The organism is Pseudomonadales bacterium, from assembly GCA_024234435.1.
GTDB lineage: Bacteria > Pseudomonadota > Gammaproteobacteria > Pseudomonadales > Porticoccaceae > JACKOF01.
Genome location: JACKOF010000003.1, coordinates 155,695 through 177,828, shown reverse-complemented (window position 1 = coordinate 177,828; position 22,134 = coordinate 155,695). Strand labels below are relative to the sequence as shown.

Here is a 22,134-nt window from a genome sequence, read left to right as displayed (position 1 = left end):
ACAGTTTATGAATGAATGCCTTGGTGTCGTGCTGGCTGGAGGCCTTTCATCCCGGATGGGAGAAGATAAAGCCCATTTGCAGCGAATAGATCAGCAGAGCATGCTGGATTACACCGCTGACCAGCTTAAACGGCTAGGGCTGCCCACGGTATACAGTGGGCAGGTTGAACATGGCGGTGTTGCCGATGTGATTGCCGAAGCGGGGCCGGTTGGGGGGATATACAGTATTCTGCAACGGCATCAAAGTGATGAACTGTTAATTGTTCCTGTTGATATGCCGCTGCTCGATTCGCAGGCATTACGCTATTTGCTGGAGACAGGTAGAAGACAGCATTGTGCTGTTTTTTACGAGAACAGCTATTTACCGCTTTATTTACCGGTTTCAGCGGCATTAATGGCACATTTGAATGCCCTGTTTGAAACCCTGGATCCCGCTGCCGGGAAAAAAGTGTTCTCAATCAGAAATCTGTTATCAAAAGTTCCCTATCTTGAAGTTCCTGTAGCGCAAACGGAGCAATTGTTTAATACCAATACACCGAAGGAATGGCAGGAGGCAATGGAACAGCTGGAGCGCCAGGGCAAAACAGCGGGAGTTAATCAGTAATGGCCGTGTCAGCTATACCCGGAGGCGAAGCCTATGATCAGCAGTGAAGAGCTCAAACGTTATAGTCGTCACCTGTTGCTGGATGACATTGGCGAAGCGGGGCAACAGAAACTGGCAAAATCCAGAGTGCTGGTTATTGGTCTGGGTGGTCTTGGCTCTCCGGTAACGATGTATCTGGCGGCAGCCGGGGTCGGGAAATTGTTGATCGCTGATGGTGATCGTCTGGATGTTACCAACCTGCAACGCCAGATAATGTTTGATACGAAAGGTGTTGGCGAGCTGAAAGCGGAGCTGGCCGAGCAACGAATTTCTGGGCTTAATCCCATGGTCGATCTGGAGGTGATTGACCAGCAGCTAACCGAAGACGAACTGGTTGAATATGTGCCTGAAGTCGATCTGGTGTTGGATTGCAGTGATAACCTGGATACCCGACGGGCAGTGAACCGGGTTTGTCGGCAAAACAGTGTGCCGTTAGTGGCTGCTGCTGCGATTCGCTGGGAAGGGCATTTGATGGTTTTTGATTTTCGGCAGCCAACGACTCCCTGTTACGAGTGCTTGTATCCGCTAGGAGGTGCAGAGCCCGTTCTTAATTGCAGCACCAGCGGGGTAGTTGGCCCCGTACTGGGAATTCTGGGTTCCATGCAGGCTCTCGAGGCCATTAAGCTGTTATTGGGTATGACTAGCGATATTAACGGGCAGTTGAAGATATTTGATGGCAAGCACCATCAATGGAATTCTTTTGCTATTACGCGAAAGCAGGGTTGCCCGGTTTGCATGGGCTCTTCGGGTATTTAGCCACCTGTGGAGTTCATGAATCTTACAATCTGTGGCTTGTCATCATCGTGAAAGTAATGGCGCTCCGGCTTCAGGGTGATGGCCTCAATAATGGTGTTCTTGAGAATATCCATATCGCCGGGGTGATGACGCATAACTGTTTTCAGGTCGTAAGAGTGCTCATTGCCCAGGCAAAGCAGTAGTCGGCCCTCACAGGTAACCCGCACGCGATTGCAGCTTTCGCAGAAATTGTGGCTGTTTGGCGAGATAAAGCCGATACGGATATCACTGTCCGGCATGCGATAGTAGCGCGAAGGTCCGGCAGACGTTTCGGCGGATGAGATCAGGTTGTAGTGTTGGCTGATTTTGTCGCGAATTTCCTGGCTGGTAACCATGGACTTTAGTCTGTCACGGCTGCCAATATCTCCGAGTGGCATCTCTTCGATAAAGCTGATATCCAGATGCCGTTCTCTGGCATAGTTTATCAGGTCGATGATTTCATCATCATTCTTGTTTCGTACAATCACGGCATTGAGTTTGATTCTCTCAATGCCAGCCTGCCGGGCGCACTCTATCCCCTTTAAAACCCTTTCCAGCTTGCCTGTCCGGGTAAGTGATTTAAAGCGTTCAGGTTTCAGGGAATCAAGGCTCACATTGATACGGTTAATACCGGCGTCTGCCAGCTGATTTGCCATATCGGGCAATTGCGAACCATTGGTAGTGATCAGAAGTTCATTCAAACCGTTGAGCTGACCCAGATCTTGCACCAATGAAATAACATTGCGCCTGACCAGTGGTTCACCACCAGTCAGTCGAATTTTGTTAACACCCAGTTCAACAAACGCCCGGCCAAGGAAAGCCATTTCTTCCAGTGTTAAGAGCCGTTCCCTGGGCAGGAAGGTCATGTCTTCTGCCATACAGTAAATACAGCGGAAATCACAGCGGTCAGTGACGGACATGCGCACGTAATTGACGACCCTCCCGAAGGGGTCGACCAGTGCCGATTTTTTGTCAGTTGGTGTTTTCAAAGTTGGGTGCTGATTACTTAATTATCTTTATGGCGTAAATGTAACAGAAAAATGTTGCCGATAGTGGAAAAAAATAGAGAAGTTGACACAGGTCAAGATGAATATTCTGGCTAGTGTTACATTGGGTGTGGAGAGAGAAAAACCTTTTATATCAAAAGGTTAATACTAAAGTGGTAGTTTTTTACTGCTGATGTATAAGTTGAAAGTGTTATTTATCAAACGGGAGTACAATCATGAAACGATCTAAGCAGAAACTGTCCAAAAGCAAACTCGCTGCAGCAGTTGCGGCAGTCGCGCTTGGGGCCTCGGCAGTATCTTTTGCAGATGGCCACGGCCAGCAGGGCAACACCCTGAGTGATGCAATTACTGGAGGCGATGTCAAGTTAAGTTTTCGCTATCGCTATGAAGATGTCGATGATGACGCGAGACCTGAAGAAGCGCATGCTTCAACCTTAAAATCCCGTCTCACCTACACCACCAAGAAGTACAACGACTGGCAGGCGCAGATCGAAGTTGACGATGTAACGGTCATCGGTGGTGAAAACTATGATGATCTGCACGGCACCAACACGGATCATGCGGTAGTGGCTGACCCGGAAGGTACCGCCCTCAACCAGGCCTGGATTGCCTACAGTGGCTTCAGTGACACGACCATTAAATACGGACGTCAACGGATCAACCTGGATAACCAGCGTTTTGTTGGTGGTGTGGGCTGGCGTCAAAATGAGCAGACTTATGATGGCGTTACCATTGTCAACACCTCCTTGCCGGACACCACGTTTGTGTATGCGCATGTCGATAATGTGAACCGTATCTTTGGGCCTGATGAAGGCCGTGCAGGAACGCCTGCGGCAGATGTCAAACTGGAGAGCAATGCCAATATCTTCAATGTTGGTTACAAAGGGCTCGGCATTGGTACCCTGTCCGGTTATCTTTATCTGCTTGATGTCGAAGATGCGGCGGCCATTTCCAGCAAGACCTATGGTGTCAGGCTCGATGGTTCTCAGGGGGACAAAACCAAGTTCCTCTATACTCTTGAGTATGCGACACAATCTGATTATGCCGATAATCCTGCCAGCTATGATGCTGACTACTACACCGTTGAGTTAGGTATTCAGGCTGCAGGCGTAACTGCCAAAGTAGGGCAGGAAGTACTGGAGTCTGACGACGGTGTGAGCTTCTCGACACCACTGGCAACCCTGCACAAGTTTCAGGGGTTTGCGGATAAGTTCCTGGTAACGCCTGCCAATGGTATCGAAGACAGCTATGTTTCGGTCTTCACCAATGTTTTCGGCACCAAGGTTGGTGTGATTTATCATGACTTTGACGCTGAGGATGGCAATATGAACTACGGTGACGAAGTTGATGTGGTTATTGCCAAACAACTTAACAAAAACGTCGGTTTGATGGTGAAATATGCCAGTTATGATGCTGATGATTTCAGCACAGACACTGACAAACTGTGGCTGCAGGTTCAGGTAGATTTCTGATACCTGGCTTGAGAGCAAGCAAAAAGCTGCATAGCACTGCTATGCGGCTTTTCTTTATTAGATTGAGTTGGGTTGCTGCGCTGAGTCTGACCCGTGACCGAAGGGAACCTTCAGCGTCAACTCGCCTTTTCGTTGGCGTCCTCGCTGTCTGGGCCGCAAGTGGCCGTTAGTGCCTTGAGAGCATCCATGTTGAGGATTTCAATTTCCTTTTTATCCACCCTCAGAATGTCTGACTTTTGCAAACGGCTGAATACGCGGCTGACAGTTTCCAGTGTCAGGCCGAGGTAATTGCCAATATCGGATCGTGACATGGGCAGGAGGAAGTGCGTTGGCGATAGCTGACGGGCCTGATGGCGGTTGGATATATTGATAAGCAAGGTTGCCACACGCTCTTCTGCGCCTTTCTTGCTGAGCAAATTGATCAGCTCCTGATCGTTGGAAATTTCCATTCCCATCAAGTGGATAAAACGCTTTTGCAGTGAGGGGATAGTGCTGCTGAGGTCGGTCAGTTGCTCGAAGGGAATTTCACAGATAGCCGCAGTGCCCAGCGCAATAGCTGAATTGGTATGGCGATTTTTGCCGATACCATCCATACCAAAAATTTCGCCCGGTAAATGGAACCCGGTGACCTGTTCCTGTCCGCCGCTGCTGGTGGCATAAGTTTTTACTGTACCACTGCGAACAGCGTAAATGGCAGAAAATGCTTCACCGGTGCGGTAAACGTGCTCGTCTTTCTGGAGAGGACGGCCACGTTTGACAATATTGTCCAGCTGACCAATTTCACTCTCTTTTAATGACAGAGGCAGGCACAGGGCATTCATTCTGCAATCGCCACAGTTAAGGCCTGGCATGCTTACGCAATTTTTGCTGGTCATAAAGAGGCTCCCTTGCTACTGGGAAGCATTCTATCCCTTTATGGAATAAAAAAACACGCAATAAGAAATTTTTAGCAGTTCAGTAGGCAGATCTGTTTCTAACTGTAACGCTTCAGCAATATTTCGGGTAAGTATTTGTTTTATACAACTGTTTATTGCAGCAGTGGTGACCCTTCAATACCCATATTGATACCTTCGATCGTTGCTTCGCTAATCAGAATATGGATGTACTGACTGATGGTTTTGCGCTGACTGGCTTCATTCAGGTATTCGGCAATGCGATCTTTTACCTGTTCGTAGGGTAAGGGGTTGCCCTCAATTTTCTGGTGAACAAGAACGACATGAAAACCGTAGCGTGTTTCAATCGGATGTTTTGCCAGGCCTTTACCGAGCGGAAAAACCTGCTGTTCAAACTCAGGGGTCGTTTGTCCGGACGAAAGCTGCCCCAGATTGCCATCGGTTTCCCTGGATGGGCAGTCTGAGAATTCCTTTGCCAGTGCTACAAATTGTTCGGGTGACTGCTGCAGTGTTTCAATCAGTTGTCGGGCTTGTTGTTTGGCCTGGTCGCGCTGCTGAAAATCTTCGGGGGCAGCACTGATCAGGATATGACTCACCTCCATTAGTGGTGAGGTGCAAAAGGTGTTGCGGTTGGCGGTAAAATAGCGCTCACACTCGGCTTCACTTGCCTGAGGCGCCACTGCCTGTTGTTGTAGCAGTTTGCTGATGACATCTTCTTCAGAGCAATCATTTGACCACAGCCCGAGTTCTCTGGCTTTCTGAATCAGCAGTTGGTGTATGACCAGTGCCTCTGCTGCAGCCTGCACACCTTCTTCCGGCGAGTTGGCTGGATGGTACTGCACTTCGCGGGCAATCTCTTCCGGTGTGATAGTGACACCATTGACACTGACTTCATCAATCGTTATTGGATCATCGTGTTGTTCAGGGTGAGTTGCCGAAGCGGAAGAAGAGGAACAGCTCATGGGTAAATCCTCGTTAATTGTAGGCGGCAGTCACCGGTTTACAGGTGACTGCCGCCGGTTTATCAGGCGCGCTTGCGGCGCACAATCTGATAGTTGCGGGTCAGATACTTAATGGGTGCAGCAATACCACTGATGATATGCACCAACCGGGTAAAAGGAAATACCACAAACAACGTCAGCCCCAGGAATACATGCAGTTTGTAAACCAGACTGACCGGTGCGATGGCTGCAGCGGCTTCTACCGGGTGTAGCAGTACGGTGTACTGCGCCCAGTTAGCCAGCATCACCATGACAGAGCCATCCATATGATGACTGGAGGCGTAAATGGTAGACAGCCCCAGAATCAGCTGGATATACAGCAGTATCAGAACGAGATTGTCTGAAAAGCTGCTGCTCGCCTTGACGCGTTCGTCAGTGAAGCGGCGAACAATCAGCATGGTCATGCCGATAAAGCACAGCACGCCGAAGAAGCCGCCGGATACCATCGCCAGTAGCTGTTTGCTTTCAGTGCTGATCACATAGTGATAGATGGATTCTGGCATTAGCAGGCCGACAAAGTGCCCGGCGAGTATGAACAATACGCCAACATGGAACAGGTTGCTGGCCATTCTCATGCCCTTGGTGCGCAGCACCTGGCTGGATCCCGCCTTCCACGAGTACTGTTCGCGGTCGTAGCGAGCCCAGCAGCCGACGATGCAGATAATGGCCGCCAGGTAGGGGTAGAGGCCGAATAGCAGAGTATTAGTCATAATGTGCTCCTTAGTTTGCCCAGCGGACGGCTACGGCGTCATTTGCATTGCGTTGAGGTTGAGCGTGTTGAGGTGGCAGGGGGCGGCTGGAAGGGCAGCTGCCCTCAAGCCCGTCGCCAGCACCGAAGGTAACGGCTTCTTCTTCCCAGATTTTATCCAGCGCTTCGAGCGTGTCATCGCGCTTTTCCGAGGCAGTCTGTTTCCGCAGTTGGGTGATATCCACCTGCGCGCCACTGATCATCAGTAGCGCATCAAACAGCGACGCGTAGGGGCTGTTGCGTTCCTGTAAACGGGCGCTGAGTAATCCCAGAATATGGCTGACATCGGTCAGTCCTTCTCGGGCCTCAAGGTGAGGTCGGTGAGAAAGGTATTCCAGATACAGAGGAATATAATCAGGCAGTTCACGCACATTGATGGCAAAGCCGTGGTTCTCATACAGTGCCATCAGATCAACCATGGCCTGGCCTCGATCTCGCGATTCGCCGTGCACATGCTCAAACAGCAGCAACGATAGGGAGCGCCCGCGGTCAAACAGCCCGGTATAGGCTTCCTGTGCGTCCATCAGATCACCACTGTAGACTGCTTGTAGCAGATCTTTCAGTTGTTGACGCATCGCTGGGGATATATCCCGGGATGCGTCGATGGCTTGTTTGATCTCGCTCTGGTGAGACTGCATTTCCTGGCAGGGGTAGGTCATCAGCCGGGAAATAATTTTCAGGATTTCCATGCGTTATTCCTCCCACACTTGGACGGTTTGAATCACATCTCTGCGGGTGGTTTTTTTGGTGCCAAACAGATTGATGTCCGATTCACCCGTGGAGCAGCCGTTGCCAAACGAGAATCCGCAACCACCGCGTTCGGCGAAGGCTTCCGACATGGCTTCCTCGCGGTGTGCTGTCGGGATCACGTAGCGGTCTTCGTAGTTGGCGATCGCCAGGTAGCGGTACATTTCTTCAACCTGCAACTCCGTCAAACCCACATCTTCGAGTACCTGTAGATCGCGCTGGTTTTCAACGATCTGCGAGCGTTTATATGCACGCATGGCCAACAGACGTTTCAGTGCCAGCAATACCGGTTCTTCGTCACCAGCGGTCAACATGTTGGCGAGGTATTTCACCGGAATACGCAGGGCATCCACATCGGGAATCACACCGTTAGTGCCCGTGGCTTTGGCCGGGATAGTGCCGGCATCAGCCGCAGACTGAATCGGCGACAGCGGTGGCACATACCAAACCATAGGCAGGGTGCGGTATTCTGGGTGCAGAGGCAGTGCCAGCTGCCAGTCAACCGCCATTTTGTAAACGGGAGATTGCTGTGCCGCTTCAATGACCGAATCAGGCACGCCGTCTTTTCTTGCCTGGGCGATAACGGCAGGATCGTTAGGGTCGAGGAAGATTTCCAGTTGCTTTTTGTACAGGTCCTGCTCGGACTCGGTACTGGCAACTTCCGCAATCTTGTCTGCGTCATAAAGCAGAACACCCAGATAGCGGATACGACCAACGCAGGTTTCCGAACAGACGGTGGGTTGTCCGGATTCAATCCGCGGGTAGCAGAAAATACATTTCTCGGACTTGCCGGATTTCCAGTTGAAGTAGATTTTTTTGTACGGGCAACCGGAAATGCACATACGCCAGCCGCGACACTTCTCCTGATCGATCAGTACAATGCCGTCTTCCTCGCGCTTGTAGATGGCACCGGAAGGGCAGGATGCTGCACAGGTCGGGTTCAGGCAGTGCTCGCACAGGCGCGGCAAGTACATCATGAAAGTGTTTTCAAATTCGCCGTAGATCTCTTTCTGTACATTGTCGAAGTTCTTATCGACACTGCGCTTTTCGAACTCGGTGCCAAGAATTTCCTCCCAGTTCGGACCCCATTCGATTTTCTGCATACGCTTGCCGGAAATCAGCGAGCGCGGGCGCGCAGTAGGCTGATGCTCCTGCAATGGTGCCGTGTGAAGGTGCTGGTAGTCGAAATCGAATGGCTCGTAGTAATCGTCGATCTGAGGCAGATCCGGGTTGGAGAAAATATTCGCCAACACGCGGAATTTACCGCCAATTTTCGGATTAATAGAGCCATCCTTATTGCGAACCCAGCCACCTTTCCATTTGTCCTGGTTTTCCCATTCTTTCGGGTAACCAATGCCAGGCTTGGTTTCAACATTGTTGAACCAGGCGTATTCCATGCCTTCACGGGAGGTCCACACATTCTTACAGGTGATCGAGCAGGTGTGACAACCGATACATTTATCAAGGTTTAGCACCATGCCCACTTGTGAACGAATTTTCATTGCACGCTCTCCTTAAACTTCTGTTGGCAGTGGTTGTGGAAGGCCGTCGCCGGTCTCGTTGTCGAGCCAGTCAACCTTGTCCATCTTGCGGACAACCACCATCTCGTCGCGGTTACAGCCGACGGTGCCGTAGTAGTTGAAACCGTAGGACTGTTGGGCATAACCACCGATCATGTGAGTCGGTTTCATGACCACACGGGTGACCGAGTTGTGATGTCCGCCACGGGTGCCGGTAGTTTCACTGCCAGGCACATTCACGATTCGCTCCTGGGCGTGATACATCATCACCATGCCTTCGTTGACACGTTGGCTGACCACCGCGCGGCAGGCTATTGCGCCGTTGACGTTGAACACTTCGACCCAGTCGTTATCTTCGATGTCGGCTTTTTTGGCATCGACTTCACTTAACCAGATAATCGGTCCGCCTCGAGACAGAGTCAGCATCAACAGGTTGTCGGAGTAGGTGCTGTGAATGCCCCATTTCTGGTGCGGTGTAATCCAGTTCAGCACGATTTCCTTGTTACCGTTGGGTTTGGCATCTTTCACCAGATCAGTGGTATTGGTGTGAATCGGTGGGCGATAGGAGATCATCTGCTCGCCAAAGGCCTGCATCCATTTGTGATCCTGATAGAACTGTTGACGACCAGTGATGGTGCGCCAGGGAATCAGCTCGTGGACATTGGTGTAACCAGCGTTGTAGCTGACATGTTCATCCTCCAGGCCAGACCAGGTAGGTGAAGAGATAATCTTGCGCGGTTGTGCCTGAATGTCGCGGAAACGAATTTTCTCTTCGTGCTTGGGTTCGGCCAGATGCTTGTGATCGCGACCAGTAATTTTACCCAGCGCATCCCAGGCTTTTACCGCCACGTTGCCGTTGGTTTCCGGCGCCAGACTGAGCACTACCTCGGCCGCATCAATGGCAGACTCAATGCGAGGTTGGCCTTTGCTGATACCCTCTTCGGTCACGGTGTAGTTCAGCTCTTTCAGAAGCTTCACTTCGTCATCTGTGTTCCAGCCGATGCCTTTGCCACCATTGCCCAGTTTTTCAAGCAGCGGGCCTACAGAGGTAAACTTTTTGTAGGTGTTAGGATAATCCCGCTCAACCACCACCATGTTAGGTGCCGTCTTGCCCGGAATCAGGTCGCACTCGCCGTGCTTCCAGTCCTTCACATCAAAGGGTTGCGCCAGTTCTCCGGGGGTGTCGTGGAGCATGGGTACGGTTACCAGGTCTTTCTCCACGCCAAGGTTGTTGTTCAGCGCGGCGATCTCGGAGAATTTTTTCGCGATACCCTTGTAAATATCCCAGTCAGAGCGCGCTTCCCAAGCCGGGTCGGTCGCTTTCGACAGCGGGTGAATAAAGGGGTGCATGTCCGAGGTGTTGAGATCGTCCTTTTCGTACCAAGTGGCTGTTGGCAATACGATGTCGGAGTACATGCAGGTGGAGGACATTCTGAAATCCAGAGTTGTCACCAGATCCAGTTTGCCTTCCGGTCCTTTTTCCTCGAAATCGATTTCTTTTGGAATCAGGTCGCTGCCGCGGGCGAAGTTGTCTTCGTTCATCACGCCGTTTTTGGTGCCCAGCAGGTACTTGAGCATGTACTCATGACCCTTGCCGGAGGAGCCCAACAGGTTAGAGCGCCAGACAAACAGATTGCGCGGGAAGTTATCCGGGTTGTCCGGTTGCTCGGCGGCGAACCGCAGATTGCCGGCTTTCAGTTCCTGCACGGCGTAATCTTTGGGGTCCATGCCAGCCGCTTCCGCTTCCCGGGTAATCTGCAATGGATTACGGTTCAGCTGGGGTGCTGATGGCAACCAACCCATGCGCTCTGCCTTGATGTTGTAGTCGAGCATATGTTCCGGGTATTCCGACTTGTCGGCGATGGGTGACAACACGTCGTGAATACTGACCTTCTCATGGCGCCATTGTGAACTGTGGTTGTAAAAGAATGACGTGGAGTTCATATGGCGGGGCGGGCGGTGCCAGTCCAGACCGAATGCCAATGGCAGCCAGCCGGTTTGTGGGCGAAGTTTTTCCTGCCCAACATAGTGTGCCCAGCCACCACCGCTCTGACCAACACAACCGCACATGATCAGCATATTGATCAAACCGCGGTAGTTCATGTCCATGTGGTACCAGTGGTTCATGGCAGCGCCGACGATCACCATCGACTTACCGCGGGTCTTGTCGGCGTTGTCGGCAAATTCGCGGGCGATCTGGATCACTTTGCGGCGATCAACACCGGTGATTTTTTCCTGCCAGGCGGGTGTGTAAGCTACTGTTTCGTCATCGTAACTGGAGGCGACATTACCACCTCCGAGACCGCGATCGATGCCGTAGTTCGCCATCATCAGATCGTAAACAGTGGCAACTTTGGCCTGTGAGCCATCAGCCAGGGTAATGGTTTTAACCGGCACATTGCGCATCTGGATGGCATCGCCGTCCTGATGGTTCCAGAAGTAGCTGCCAGTACCTTCAGCAGCAAAGTAGGGGAAGGCAACCGCGTCAGTTTCGCCGCCATCGATCAGCGATAATTGCAGCTTAACTTCCTTGCCTTCTTTGCCTTCACGGTTTTCGATGTTCCACTTGCCGACACCGTCACCCTCTTCACCCCAGCGGTAGCCGATGGCGCCTTGTGGTGAAACCAGCTCGCCGGTGTTTTCATCAATGGCAATGGTCTTCCAGTCAGGGTTATTGTCTTGCCCCAGATTGTCCGCCAGATCCGATGCTCTCAGGAAGCGGGTGGGCTTGTAACCACCGTCGGTCATTTCCAGATTAACCAGTATTGGCATATCGGAGTACTGGCGCACATATTCGGTGAAGTAGGCACTGGGTTTTTCCAGGTGGAATTCCTTGAGGATGACGTGACCAAAGGCCATGCCCAGTGCCGCATCGGTGCCTTGCTTCGGGTTCAGCCAGGTGTCTGTCAGTTTGGCTACCTCGGAGTAGTCCGGGGTGATAGCCACTGTTTTGGCGCCCTTGTAGCGAACTTCGGTCAGGAAGTGGGCATCGGGAGTACGAGTCTGGGGAACGTTGGAACCCCAGGCAATAATGTAGTTTGAGTTATACCAGTCAGCGGATTCAGGCACATCGGTTTGCTCGCCCCAAACCATTGGAGAAGAGGGAGGCAAGTCGCAGTACCAGTCGTAGAAGCTCATGCAGACGCCACCGATCAGCGACAGATAGCGTGAACCGGCAGCGTAGGAAACCATCGACATCGCCGGAATTGGCGAGAAGCCGATAATCCTGTCAGGACCATGCTCTTTCGCTGTGTAAACGTTGGCTGCGGCGATAATTTCGTTCACTTCGTCCCATGAGGAGCGAACGAACCCACCCAGTCCGCGTTTGCTCTTGTACGAGGTTGCTTTTGCAGGGTCTTCAACGATTGAGGCCCAGGCTTCGACCGGGTTGCTGTGAGCGCTTCTGGCGTCACGCCAGAGTTTCAGCAGCGGTTTGCGAACCTTGGGGTATTTAATCCGATTGGCACTGTAGATATACCAGGAATAGCTTGCACCGCGCGGGCATCCTCGAGGTTCGTGGTTTGGAAGGTCTGGCCGTGTGCGGGGGTAGTCGGTCTGCTGGGTTTCCCAGGTAATCAGGCCGTTCTTGACGTAAATTTTCCAGCTACAGGATCCTGTACAGTTAACGCCGTGTGTTGAACGAACGATTTTGTCGTGTTGCCAACGCTGACGATAGCTGTTCTCCCATTCGCGGTTTTCGTTGCGTGTTTCTCCGTGACCATCGGCAAATTCACCGTCAACGGTCTTCTTGAAAAACTGCAAGCTGTCGAGGAAATGACTCATGGCTATGCTCTCTTTATTTAATGCTTAAGTACAGATTTACTTTGGTCTCTTTGTGAGTAGTCCGGCGAGTTGGACTCGCCGGACAGTATAAATAATAATCAAGGATTATAGAATTCACCGTCTTTTTGAAGAGTGAAATCCTCACCACATTTCGGGCAATGAACTTGGGTGCCGCTACGATTTTTACGCAGATAAAACCACCAGTTGATGCCGATGCATACTGCGTAGAATGCGGCAAACCCAATCAACGCCACTTCAGGTGTGGTTGCCTTGATTTGCTCACCCAGTACTTTAGGGATGTAAAAGGCACCGTAGGCGGCTACTGCTGAGGTCCAGCCAAGTACTGGGCCTGCCTGTTCCTTAGTGAATACCATGGCGATAGTGCGGAAGGTAGAGCCGTTGCCAATACCTGTGGCGGCAAATAGCAGCAGAAACAGCAGGAAGAAAGGCATAAAGAATTCTTCCGGAGTCGCCGAGGCATAGGCAGCCTTCATATAATAGGCAACCCCCAAGGCACTACCGACCATTACTATAGAACAGATTTGGGTGACGATCGCTCCGCCCATCTTGTCGGCTATCCAACCACCCACAGGGCGAATCAAGGCGCCGATAAAGGGTCCCATCCAGGCGTACATAAGAGCACTGGGGCCATTCGGATTGGCAGTATTATGGGTCATAACACCGTCAACCATTACATGCTGGTAGCCGAAAATAACCTTAATCGCCAGCGGGAATGATGCAGCAAAACCGATGAATGAGCCGAAAGTCATTGTGTAAATTACGCTCATTACCCAAGTGTGGGGGTTGTTAAAAATTTTATACTGGCGTACCAGGCTGGAGCGTATCGCACCAGGCAACATTTTTAACCAGAATACAGTCGAGCCGATGACCAGAACCATGACGATTTCTTTTGGTACATTAAACCCGGAGCCATTAGCTGATTCTGGTAATAACAACCACAATCCCACTGCGGCGGTGAAGAAGCCGATAATTAACATACCAGAGATTATTGAAAAACTGCTGATGGGGTTTGGCAGGTCTGGAGTAACTTCATGGGTCTTGATGTTGTTCATCCCGAACCAGCCCAGAACAGCCAGCGGTATCAGGAACAGCAGCCAGACGAAACCGGCATTCTGGATCCAGGTTTCAGTTCCTGCGGGGATTTTGCCGATCAGGGTGCCGGATGTTTGTTGCAGGGTCATCGAGTCACCACCCATGGCGCCAAACAGGCCGAAAGTCATGGCCAGCGGCACCAGTATCTGCATGGTGGTTACACCGAAGTTACCCAGACCTGCGTTCAAACCCAGCGCCAGGCCCTGTTGCTTCTTGGGAAAGAAGAAGCTGATGTTGGACATGGAGGAGGCGAAGTTGCCGCCGCCGAAGCCGGATAGGAATGCCAGCACCTGGAATTTCCACAGTGGTGTATTGATGTCCTGTAGCGCAATGCCCGCGCCAAGAGCAGGCAGCATCAATAATGCTGTGGTAAAGACGATGGTATTGCGTCCGCCGCAGAGCCGAATAAAGAAGCTGCTTGGTATTCGAAGGGTAGCGCCAGTAAGGCCGGCGATAGCCATCAGGGTGAACAGTTCGGATTTGGCGATAGGGAATCCCAGATTCAGCATCTGTACCGTGATAATTCCCCAATAGAGCCAGACTGCAAATCCGCACAGTAGGCTGGGAATCGAAATCCACAGGTTTCTGTTGGCAACCTTTTTGCCCTCAGATTCCCAGAACTGGGGATCTTCTACATCCCACTTTTCCAGATTAGACATTGCACCTTCTCCTCAGTTTTCAGTTACAAAATTAAAAGCGTTATAAAGTCAAAAATTCGTCGGCGTAAGCCTGTTTTACGCGATGCTGGAAGGCATCGATCTTGATGGCGTAAAACATTAAAACCATGCACCCGGCCAGCATTCCGTAGAGCAGCATAAAACAGGAACTGCGGATGCCAGTGATGTCGGCGGCGAGGCCAAACAAAATGGGTAGCGTGAAACCACCGAGTGTGCCGATAGTGCCCACAGCGCCGCCGACAACACCGACATCCTGTGGGTAGTAATCGTAAATAATCCGGTAAATACTGGCTTTGCCAAAGCCCATGGCAACACCCACTACAAAGATCAGTAATGTGAAAACCCAGAGATTGATGTTGATCGTGACGGAGAGCGTTTGCTCAATCCCGTGAATGATCATGGTGGTTTTCGGATATGAAAGAAAAAACAGGCAGACCAGACATACCCAGAAGACTGCCCAATTGATTTTTCGAGCCCCGAAGTTGTCCGCAAACCAGCCGCCCAGAGCTCTGGCCATGGAAGCCGGAATAGCAAACAGCAGTGAGAGAAAGGAGGCTGTTTTCAGATCCAGGCCATACTCACCTGCATAATATTGTGGCAGCCAGAGCACCAGCGCAATAAAGCCGCCAAACACGAAATGGTAATAAAGACCAAAGCGCCAGACTCTCAGTTCTTTGAGTAGGGACAGGTTAACAGGCAACTTTCTTGATTCCAGAGCCGCTATTGCATGCCTGTCTCCCGAGTGCTTGGTATCGGGTTTGGTGGTTAACCAGAAAGCCAGTGCCAGAATAACCAGCACGATTGCGTAATAAAAAGGTACGGCCTGCCAGCCGTGGTTGGCGATGATCAGCGGTGCCAGCAGGTTAGTGATAGCAGCACCTGCGACACCGGCTCCGAAGATCCCCATGGCGGTGCCCTGCATCGAACGTTCAAACCAGTCGGAAACGTAGGTGACTCCGGAGATAAAGGTGCCGCCAGCTACGCCAACCAGCAGGCCAACAGTCAGCAGTTGGTAAAAGGTGTCGGCATATGCGAGGGCGAAAAGCGACAGAGCAACAATCACTGTCTGGGTAAACAGCACCATTCTTCCGCCGAAGCGTTCGGCCAGAATACCCGCGGGTAGATGGGAGAAGGCACCCGTGAGTATGGGCATGGCCAGCAGCAGACCAAAACTGGTATCACTGAGTCCGAGATCTGCGCGGATTTGTACGCCGAGAACCGCCAGCATGGTCCACGCGGCAAAGTTTGCAGCAAAAATGACTGTTGCAATACCGAGGCTGTACCATTTTTCGCTGCAGATTATTGCCATAACCGCCCGTTGAGTGTCTGTTGAATTGAGTGCGACATGGGGAATGTAGTGTTGTCAGGCGATACGGAACATGACATGAATCAAATTCGAGTGGGCTAAATTTGTTTCTGAAAGGGCTCTCTACCACTAAATAGGTATGTGGTGGTTTTGGTTAAAATATTTTTTTATCAATGAGTTAGGTGATTTTTTAGCGAATTTTAACTACCATGGCAGCGAATCCGGTTATTTGGTGGTAAACCCCATGGAATATACATTTCCCTTCTCTATTCGGCCACGATTATCCAGGTCGATAACACTTCAGGTCGCATTGCCGATGGTTTTGATCGGCGTGTTGGCGCTGTCCAGTATGTTGGTCACCATCATGGTAACGCTCTATTCCGAGCACGATGCTGAGGCGATTAATGTGGCGGGCTCTATGCGCATGCAGTCATATCGAATTGCTGCATTAATGGCGGACCCAATTGTGTTTAATGAAGATAATGATGTTCTGGCAGTGGAGCTGGAGAAAGAATACCTGCAGTTATCGGATAAATTGTATCAGTCCAGTATTACCGAAGTGGTGAAACGAGCGGATAAACCGCTACTCAACAATGCATTCCAACAGGTGAAAGGACGTTGGGAGGAGGATATCTCACCTTTGTTAAAGAGTGTGATCTCCCATCCTGGGGACAGAATAGCGTTGTCAACAGCCTATCGGCTGGAAGTTGACAGTTATGTGGGTGATATCAATCAGCTGGTGCTGGAGATCCAGCGCAATGCCGAGGCCAAAAATGAGTTGTTGGGCGTCTATGAAGGGCTTGGCGTGTTTCTGTTTTTTATGGTGATGATCTTTATCATTATGAATGTTGATCAGCGGCTGGTGAAACCGCTGAAAGAGTTGGTGACTTCGGCCAGGCGTGTGAGTATGGGGGATTTTTCCCAGAGAGCGTCTTATGAAGGGCAGGATGAGATTGGCCTGCTTTGCAAGGTTTTCAATGACATGACGGTAAACCTGGAAGGTTATTATCGCAGCCTAGAATCACTGGTTGATGAAAAAACAGAGCACCTGCAGCGATCCAACAGGGTGCTGGATTGCCTTTACCGAACGGCACAGCATTTATCAAAACTGCCGATAGAACAGGGCCGGTTTATTGACATTGTGACAGATTTACAGAAAACCACCGGCATCGAAAATATATCACTCTGCCTCAGTAACGAAGCGAATCAGGAAAAATATGATCTGATTTTGCCACGTGAAATATCAGAGCCCTGCTCGATCAATGATTGCGTGAATTGCCATCGTCGTGGAGCTTCTCAAGTGAAGGTTGCTGACGAGAAGGAGTTGTCCTTTCCGATTTCCGAACAGGACAATAATTTTGGTTTTCTGTATTTGAAGACAGCGCCCGAATTTGTTGTTGAGCCCTGGCAGAGGCGCTTGCTGGAAGCAGTGGCAGAAAATGTTTCCTCTGCACTGGCGTTGCAATACAGTGAGGGTCAGATCCGTCGCCTGATCTTATTTGAGGAGCGTTCCATTATTGCCCGGGAATTGCATGATTCTCTGGCCCAGTCACTTTCCTATATGAAAATGCAGGTGGCGCGACTGTCAAAAATGTTTCAGCGCAAGGTGTCGGACGAAAGTTTGCAGGAAGGCCTTGATGACTTGCAAACTGGGTTAACGGCTGCTTACAAGCATCTTCGGGAGCTGTTGAATACGTTTCGTTTGCAGCTCAGCACACCAACCTTGCTTGCGGCCCTTGAAGCAACCGTAGCCGAGTTTGGCAAGCATCATGACAATATTCGGCTTTTCTATGAGCTGGGTCATTGTCCATTCACACCGAATGAAGATATACATATTCTGCAAATCGTCAGAGAGGCATTATCCAACGCAGTGAAACATGCCGATGCCAGTGAAATTCAGGTGCGCTGTTTCCAGAAAGCGTCGGGTGAGGTGGTTTTTGAAGTCGCAGATAATGGCGTTGGTTTGTCTGAAACGCCCCAGAAAGAACACCATTACGGGATTCTTACCATGCGAGAGCGTGCAGAACTACTGGCGGGGCAGGTTCTGCTGGAAGCTAGGGGTGACAGTGGTACAACCATGTCACTGGCATTTAAGCCGCAACTGATTTCTGATGAAAAACGGGACGTTGTTGTATAAGAGAGAAGCGGATTTTTGGCAGGATAAACATAAATTGTAGTGAGGAAATATTGTGACAGAAGCAAGCAAGATAATGCTGGTTGATGACCATCCACTGTTACGGAGGGGAATTCAGCAACTGGTTGAGCTTGAAGACGACCTTGACGTTATCGCCCAGGCGAGCAGTGGCGAGCATGCCCTTGAGTTGCTTGAAAGCCTGGACCCGGATCTGATTTTGCTGGACTTGAACATGAAAGGCATGGATGGCCTGGAGACGCTTCGGGCCATGCGCGAGCAAGGGGTTGTTGCACGTATTGTGGTGTTTACTGTTTCCGACGACAGTAATGATGTGGTTGCAGCCTTGAAGTCGGGTGCCGACGGTTATCTGCTCAAGGATATGGATCCCGATGAGCTGATGATTCAACTCCGTGAAGCCTGTCAGGGGAAAATGGTGCTTTCAGATAGCCTGACCGAGCTACTGGCACTGAGTTATCGGGAAGACAGTATCAGTGCGAGCACCGATATCTATAATCGCCTGACACGGCGTGAGAAAGAGATTCTGAAAATGATTGCTGACGGACTCAGCAACAAAATGATTGGGCGACAGCTGGATATTGTTGAAGCCACGGTTAAAGTTCATGTCAAAAATCTGCTGAAAAAGCTGGGGTTGCGTTCCCGCGTTGAAGCAGCAGTGTGGATGGTGAAACACAAGGAAAAGTAATGCTGCTGGTCTGCTTTGATTAAGCGAGCAAAGTTGTTGTCAGGAATGCCTCCCCCAAAGATACCTCCAAATAATTGTCATTCCCGAAAGGGGGTAGCAATTCCATGCTGGTATGGCTAACACTTTGTTTAATAAAAATAAAATCTATTTTTGTGTTACTACTTTGGGGGTAGTTGTTGCGGGCAGTGGCTATTGCAGAGATGCGACAAGAATGATCTGGATCAATTAACTCTGGTGGGGGAGTGATTACATTGGACGGTGTTCTGCAGATGGTTGTGCAGGGCAGTGACTGTTACCCACGAGGAGAAGATCAATGTCTAATGCAAGAATCAATTTGCTGGACTTCAAAGATCCCAAAATAAAAACGCTGCACATCACCTGGTTTGCGTTTTTTTTGACATTTGTTGTCTGGTTTAGCCATGCCCCAATGCTGGCCGTGATCAAGGAAAGTTTTGATCTGACGGCGCAACAGGTCAAAGCGCTGATGATATTGAATGTCGCGATGACCATTCCGGCACGTATTGTGATCGGTATTCTGGTGGACAAGTTCGGCCCGAAACACGTTTACAGTGGTTTGCTGATTATATCCGGTGCGATCTGTGTGTTGTTTGCCACCGCTAACAGCTACGAACAGCTGGCATTATTCAGGTTTCTGCTGGGCTTTGTTGGCGCCGGTTTTGTGATTGGCATTCGCATGGTTGGTGAATGGTTTCCGGCGAAGCAGGTAGGCCTCGCAGAAGGTATCTACGGTGGTTGGGGTAACTTCGGTTCTGCGGCTGGTGCCATGACGCTGCCAACGATCGCCTTATTATTTGGCGGTGAAGATGGCTGGCGCTATGCTCTGGGTAGCACGGGTGTTATTGCTGCACTCTACGGCGTGTTTTACTTTAAAGCCGCTCACAATACTCCGAAAGGGTCTACTTATTTTAAACCGAAAAAACACGGTGGGCTCGAAGTAACTTCATACCGGGATCTGTGGTTTTACCTGCTGATGAACATCCCGATGTACCTTGCCCTGGCAGTACTGGCCTGGAAACTGTCGCCAGCAAATCTTGGTTTGCTGACAGATACGGCCACTACTTCTATCTACGTTGTTTTGGTGGTGCTGTATCTGTTTCAGGCCAGTCAGATCTGGAAAGTGAACAGTGAACACTTGAAAGAAGGTGTTCCCGAAATGCAGCGCTACAAGTTCAAACAGGTTGCGATTCTCGACTGGGCGTACTTTGTAACCTTTGGTTCAGAATTGGCGGTGGTGTCCATGCTGCCTCTCTTCTTCCTTGAAACCTTTGAAGGACTTGATCCGGTGAAAGCAGGCTTGCTGGCTTCCGGTTTTGCATTCATGAATCTGCTGGCCCGCCCAACAGGTGGCGCCATCAGTGACCATTTTGGTCGTCGTAAAACCATGATGGTGCTGATTGCAGGTTTGGCCGGTGGTTACTTCCTGCTGAGTCAGATCAATGGTGGCTGGTGGCTTTCCATTGCTGTAATTGCCACTATGCTTTGTTCATTCTTTGTACAGGCGGGAGAAGGCGCGGTGTTCGCAATGGTGCCACTTGTTCAGCGGCGCATGACCGGACAGATTGCGGGTATGGCTGGTGCGTATGGTAATGTTGGTGCGGTAACTTACCTCACAGCGCTATCCTTTGTTGATTACAACACCTTCTTTCTGTTGATCGCTGCTTCAGCAGGGATTATTTTCCTGGCTGTACTCTTTCTGGATGAGCCTTCAGGAAAAATGGCAGAAATACTGCCAGATGGCACCGTTGAATTGATTGATGTCACTTGATCAATAGACGAGAAGCCCCATAACCGTTGTTGTGGGGCTTTTTGCCTGTTAGGGTTTCAGCCCTTAAACCCGAGTCTCCAGTATGGAACATAATCACACCTTCAAGGCCACGGTTGGTACCTGCTCTGTTGCCGGAGTGAAACCCGACAATGAAGATGCCGTAGGCTTCAGAGTGGCCGAGCAGCGCCTACTGAATACCAAAGGTGCTGTGGCAGTGATCGCCGATGGTGTGAGTACCGCTGAAGCAGGAAAGGAAGCCGCAGAGCGGTGTGTCAGCACAGTGCTTGCAGATTATTTCACCACGCCGGAAACCTGGAGTGTCAAACATTCCATTCAGAATATTCTTACCCCCCTGAACCGCAAGCTCTACAACCTGGGTCATGAGATCAAGAATGAAGCCCGCGGTTATATCACCACGCTGAGTATTCTGGTGCTGAAATCCCATATGGCGCACCTGTTTCATATCGGCGATAGCAGAATTTATCAGCTCAGTGCTGAAACAGGCGAATTCAAACAGCTGACCCGAGACCATTCAGCGGGAATTTCCGCAGAGCAGAATTACTTGATTCGCGCCATGGGTATGGATACCAGCCTGAACGTCGACTACAGCGTGGTTGCACTCAAGCCCGGCGATATCTTTTTCCTCAGTACAGACGGTATTCATGATTTTTTGCCGGAGCAGCAAGTTCAACAGTTAATAGAAAAATACCCGGACGATTATGAGACAGCCTGTCGCGCGATTGTGGATGCCGCCAGTGCTGCTGAAAGCTCGGATAATCTCAGTTGCTGCCTGCTGAGAATTGATCAGCTCGGCATTGAGAATATTGAAGATCTTAACGAGCGTCTCACCCGGCTGCCATTTCCTCCGGAGTTGTCTCCGGGGTTGAAAATGGATGGTTACGAAGTGCAGGAAGAGATGTATGCCAGTGAGCGCAGCCAACTCTACCGGGTTCGTGACCTGGATTCCGGTGAACAACTGGTGATGAAAACCCCTTCACGTAACTACTGCGATGATCCGGCCTATATTGAACGTTTCATTATGGAAGAGTGGATTGGCAGCCGGGTGACGCATCCCAATGTTGTCAAAGTCATTGCACCTAAGCAGGAGCGTAAATTTCTGTATTACCTGATGGAATTCGTTGAAGGACACACTCTGGATGTGTGGATGCAGCAAAACCCTGAACGACGTCCAAGTCAGCTGATACGGTTGGTGGAAAAGATTGTTGCCGGTATGGAAGGGCTACATGAAAAAGAAACCGTTCATCAGGACCTGAAGCCGAGTAATATCATGGTAACGCCGGGTCTGGATATTAAAATTGTCGATTTTGGATCGGTCTATGCGCCAGGAATCCATGAGATTTTTACGCCGGTAGAAAGAGAGGAAGCGCTGGGAACCCTGGATTATTCGGACCCCGCCTATCGGTTTCATCGCAATACCGGCATAAAGGGCGATGTCTACTCATTGGGTGTGGTGGTGTACGAAATGTTTACCGGCTTTTTACCCTATGGTACCCGATTGGAAAATTGTCATAGTTATGAAGATTTCTACAATCTTCACTATATTCCCAGTTATCATCACCGCGATATTATTCCGCTGTGGTTTGATGGGGCGCTGAAGAAGGCCGTTTCGATTGATCCCGAGCATCGATATGACACTCTGGCCGGTTTTTTGCGAGACTTGAAGACGCCCAATGTCGAGTTTTTGAAGGAAGACCCGAAACAGGAAGGGCACAAAGACACGTTATTATTTTGGAAAATGCTATCGTTTATGTTATTTGGTTTGTTGGTCATCAGCTGGTTTATCATGGCGCAGAATTAGCGCTTGCT

The 22,134-nt window shown here is 50.4% G+C and carries 16 protein-coding genes; 7 read left to right on the top strand and 9 right to left on the bottom strand.

Translation table 11 applies throughout. The features are described from left to right. The first annotated feature begins 7 nt into the window (after positions 1-7). Together H7A02_13330 and H7A02_13325 are read left to right on the top strand one after the other, a co-directional pair. Positions 8-604, top strand: coding sequence for a molybdenum cofactor guanylyltransferase (locus H7A02_13330; protein MCP5173241.1), 597 nt, complete (start codon positions 8-10; stop codon positions 602-604). Positions 605-637: 33 nt separating this feature from the next. Beyond that, positions 638-1,399, top strand: a complete 762-nt coding sequence (locus tag H7A02_13325) for a HesA/MoeB/ThiF family protein (protein ID MCP5173240.1) — start codon at positions 638-640, stop codon at positions 1,397-1,399. Here H7A02_13325 and moaA read toward each other — a convergent pair. After that, a complete protein-coding gene (gene moaA / locus H7A02_13320) occupies positions 1,396-2,406 on the bottom strand; it encodes a GTP 3',8-cyclase MoaA (protein ID MCP5173239.1) in 1,011 nt (336 codons plus the stop codon). The genes H7A02_13325 and moaA overlap by 4 nt on opposite strands. A 233-nt stretch (positions 2,407-2,639) precedes the next feature. On the opposite strand from moaA, the gene H7A02_13315 reads away from it, so the two are divergent. Further along, positions 2,640-3,896: an alginate export family protein gene (locus H7A02_13315; protein MCP5173238.1), complete on the top strand. Its 1,257-nt coding sequence runs from the start codon at positions 2,640-2,642 to the stop codon at positions 3,894-3,896. Positions 3,897-4,012: 116 nt separating this feature from the next. Here the strand turns inward: H7A02_13315 and fnr are convergent, their stop codons facing one another. From fnr to H7A02_13275, 8 genes are all read right to left on the bottom strand, one after another. Further along, positions 4,013-4,771: a fumarate/nitrate reduction transcriptional regulator Fnr gene (gene fnr, locus H7A02_13310; protein ID MCP5173237.1), complete on the bottom strand. Its 759-nt coding sequence runs from the start codon at positions 4,769-4,771 to the stop codon at positions 4,013-4,015. A gap of 152 nt (positions 4,772-4,923) precedes the next feature. Continuing rightward, positions 4,924-5,751 (bottom strand): peptidylprolyl isomerase, encoded by an 828-nt coding sequence (locus H7A02_13305; protein ID MCP5173236.1) that lies wholly within the window; start codon positions 5,749-5,751, stop codon positions 4,924-4,926. A gap of 62 nt (positions 5,752-5,813) precedes the next feature. Beyond that, positions 5,814-6,500, bottom strand: a complete 687-nt coding sequence (gene narI, locus H7A02_13300; GenBank protein ID MCP5173235.1) for a respiratory nitrate reductase subunit gamma — start codon at positions 6,498-6,500, stop codon at positions 5,814-5,816. Positions 6,501-6,510: 10 nt separating this feature from the next. After that, positions 6,511-7,227, bottom strand: a complete 717-nt coding sequence (gene narJ, locus H7A02_13295; protein ID MCP5173234.1) for a nitrate reductase molybdenum cofactor assembly chaperone — start codon at positions 7,225-7,227, stop codon at positions 6,511-6,513. Positions 7,228-7,230: 3 nt separating this feature from the next. Continuing rightward, positions 7,231-8,787, bottom strand: coding sequence for a nitrate reductase subunit beta (narH, locus tag H7A02_13290; protein ID MCP5173233.1), 1,557 nt, complete (start codon positions 8,785-8,787; stop codon positions 7,231-7,233). Between the two features lie 12 nt (positions 8,788-8,799). Further along, positions 8,800-12,588, bottom strand: a complete 3,789-nt coding sequence (locus H7A02_13285; GenBank protein ID MCP5173232.1) for a nitrate reductase subunit alpha — start codon at positions 12,586-12,588, stop codon at positions 8,800-8,802. Positions 12,589-12,686: 98 nt separating this feature from the next. Then, entirely contained in the window at positions 12,687-14,360 is a 1,674-nt protein-coding gene (locus H7A02_13280) for an antiporter (GenBank protein ID MCP5173231.1), read from the bottom strand. Positions 14,361-14,400: 40 nt separating this feature from the next. Further along, the gene (locus tag H7A02_13275; protein MCP5173230.1) at positions 14,401-15,687 is read right to left on the bottom strand and encodes a NarK/NasA family nitrate transporter; all 1,287 of its coding nucleotides are present in this window, start codon (positions 15,685-15,687) and stop codon (positions 14,401-14,403) included. 241 nt (positions 15,688-15,928) lie between these two features. Between H7A02_13275 and H7A02_13270 the strand changes: the two genes are divergently transcribed. The 4 genes from H7A02_13270 to H7A02_13255 all read left to right on the top strand — a co-directional run bounded on the left by H7A02_13270 (position 15,929) and on the right by H7A02_13255 (position 22,126). After that, complete coding sequence (locus H7A02_13270) at positions 15,929-17,821, top strand: type IV pili methyl-accepting chemotaxis transducer N-terminal domain-containing protein (protein ID MCP5173229.1); 1,893 nt, start codon at positions 15,929-15,931, stop codon at positions 17,819-17,821. A 49-nt stretch (positions 17,822-17,870) separates the two neighbouring features. Beyond that, entirely contained in the window at positions 17,871-18,521 is a 651-nt protein-coding gene (gene narL, locus H7A02_13265; protein MCP5173228.1) for a two-component system response regulator NarL, read from the top strand. A gap of 313 nt (positions 18,522-18,834) precedes the next feature. Then, complete coding sequence (locus H7A02_13260; GenBank protein ID MCP5173227.1) at positions 18,835-20,307, top strand: NarK family nitrate/nitrite MFS transporter; 1,473 nt, start codon at positions 18,835-18,837, stop codon at positions 20,305-20,307. A gap of 82 nt (positions 20,308-20,389) precedes the next feature. Further along, positions 20,390-22,126: a bifunctional protein-serine/threonine kinase/phosphatase gene (locus tag H7A02_13255; GenBank protein ID MCP5173226.1), complete on the top strand. Its 1,737-nt coding sequence runs from the start codon at positions 20,390-20,392 to the stop codon at positions 22,124-22,126. The last annotated feature ends 8 nt before the right edge of the window (positions 22,127-22,134 follow it).

Bases quoted from the DNA above. Each gene is read 5' to 3' on its own strand.
- H7A02_13315 (MCP5173238.1), top strand. From the start codon at position 2,640: ATGAAACGATCTAAGCAGAAACTGTCCAAAAGCAAACTCGCTGCAGCA.
- H7A02_13255 (MCP5173226.1), top strand. From the start codon at position 20,390: ATGGAACATAATCACACCTTCAAGGCCACGGTTGGTACCTGCTCTGTT.
- H7A02_13325 (MCP5173240.1), top strand. From the start codon at position 638: ATGATCAGCAGTGAAGAGCTCAAACGTTATAGTCGTCACCTGTTGCTG.
- narI (MCP5173235.1), bottom strand. From the start codon at position 6,500: ATGACTAATACTCTGCTATTCGGCCTCTACCCCTACCTGGCGGCCATT.
- H7A02_13260 (MCP5173227.1), top strand. From the start codon at position 18,835: ATGTCTAATGCAAGAATCAATTTGCTGGACTTCAAAGATCCCAAAATA.
- narJ (MCP5173234.1), bottom strand. From the start codon at position 7,227: ATGGAAATCCTGAAAATTATTTCCCGGCTGATGACCTACCCCTGCCAG.
- H7A02_13280 (MCP5173231.1), bottom strand. From the start codon at position 14,360: ATGTCTAATCTGGAAAAGTGGGATGTAGAAGATCCCCAGTTCTGGGAA.
- H7A02_13275 (MCP5173230.1), bottom strand. From the start codon at position 15,687: ATGGCAATAATCTGCAGCGAAAAATGGTACAGCCTCGGTATTGCAACA.
- H7A02_13305 (MCP5173236.1), bottom strand. From the start codon at position 5,751: ATGAGCTGTTCCTCTTCTTCCGCTTCGGCAACTCACCCTGAACAACAC.
- narH (MCP5173233.1), bottom strand. From the start codon at position 8,787: ATGAAAATTCGTTCACAAGTGGGCATGGTGCTAAACCTTGATAAATGT.
- H7A02_13330 (MCP5173241.1), top strand. From the start codon at position 8: ATGAATGAATGCCTTGGTGTCGTGCTGGCTGGAGGCCTTTCATCCCGG.
- fnr (MCP5173237.1), bottom strand. From the start codon at position 4,771: ATGACCAGCAAAAATTGCGTAAGCATGCCAGGCCTTAACTGTGGCGAT.
- H7A02_13270 (MCP5173229.1), top strand. From the start codon at position 15,929: ATGGAATATACATTTCCCTTCTCTATTCGGCCACGATTATCCAGGTCG.
- H7A02_13285 (MCP5173232.1), bottom strand. From the start codon at position 12,588: ATGAGTCATTTCCTCGACAGCTTGCAGTTTTTCAAGAAGACCGTTGAC.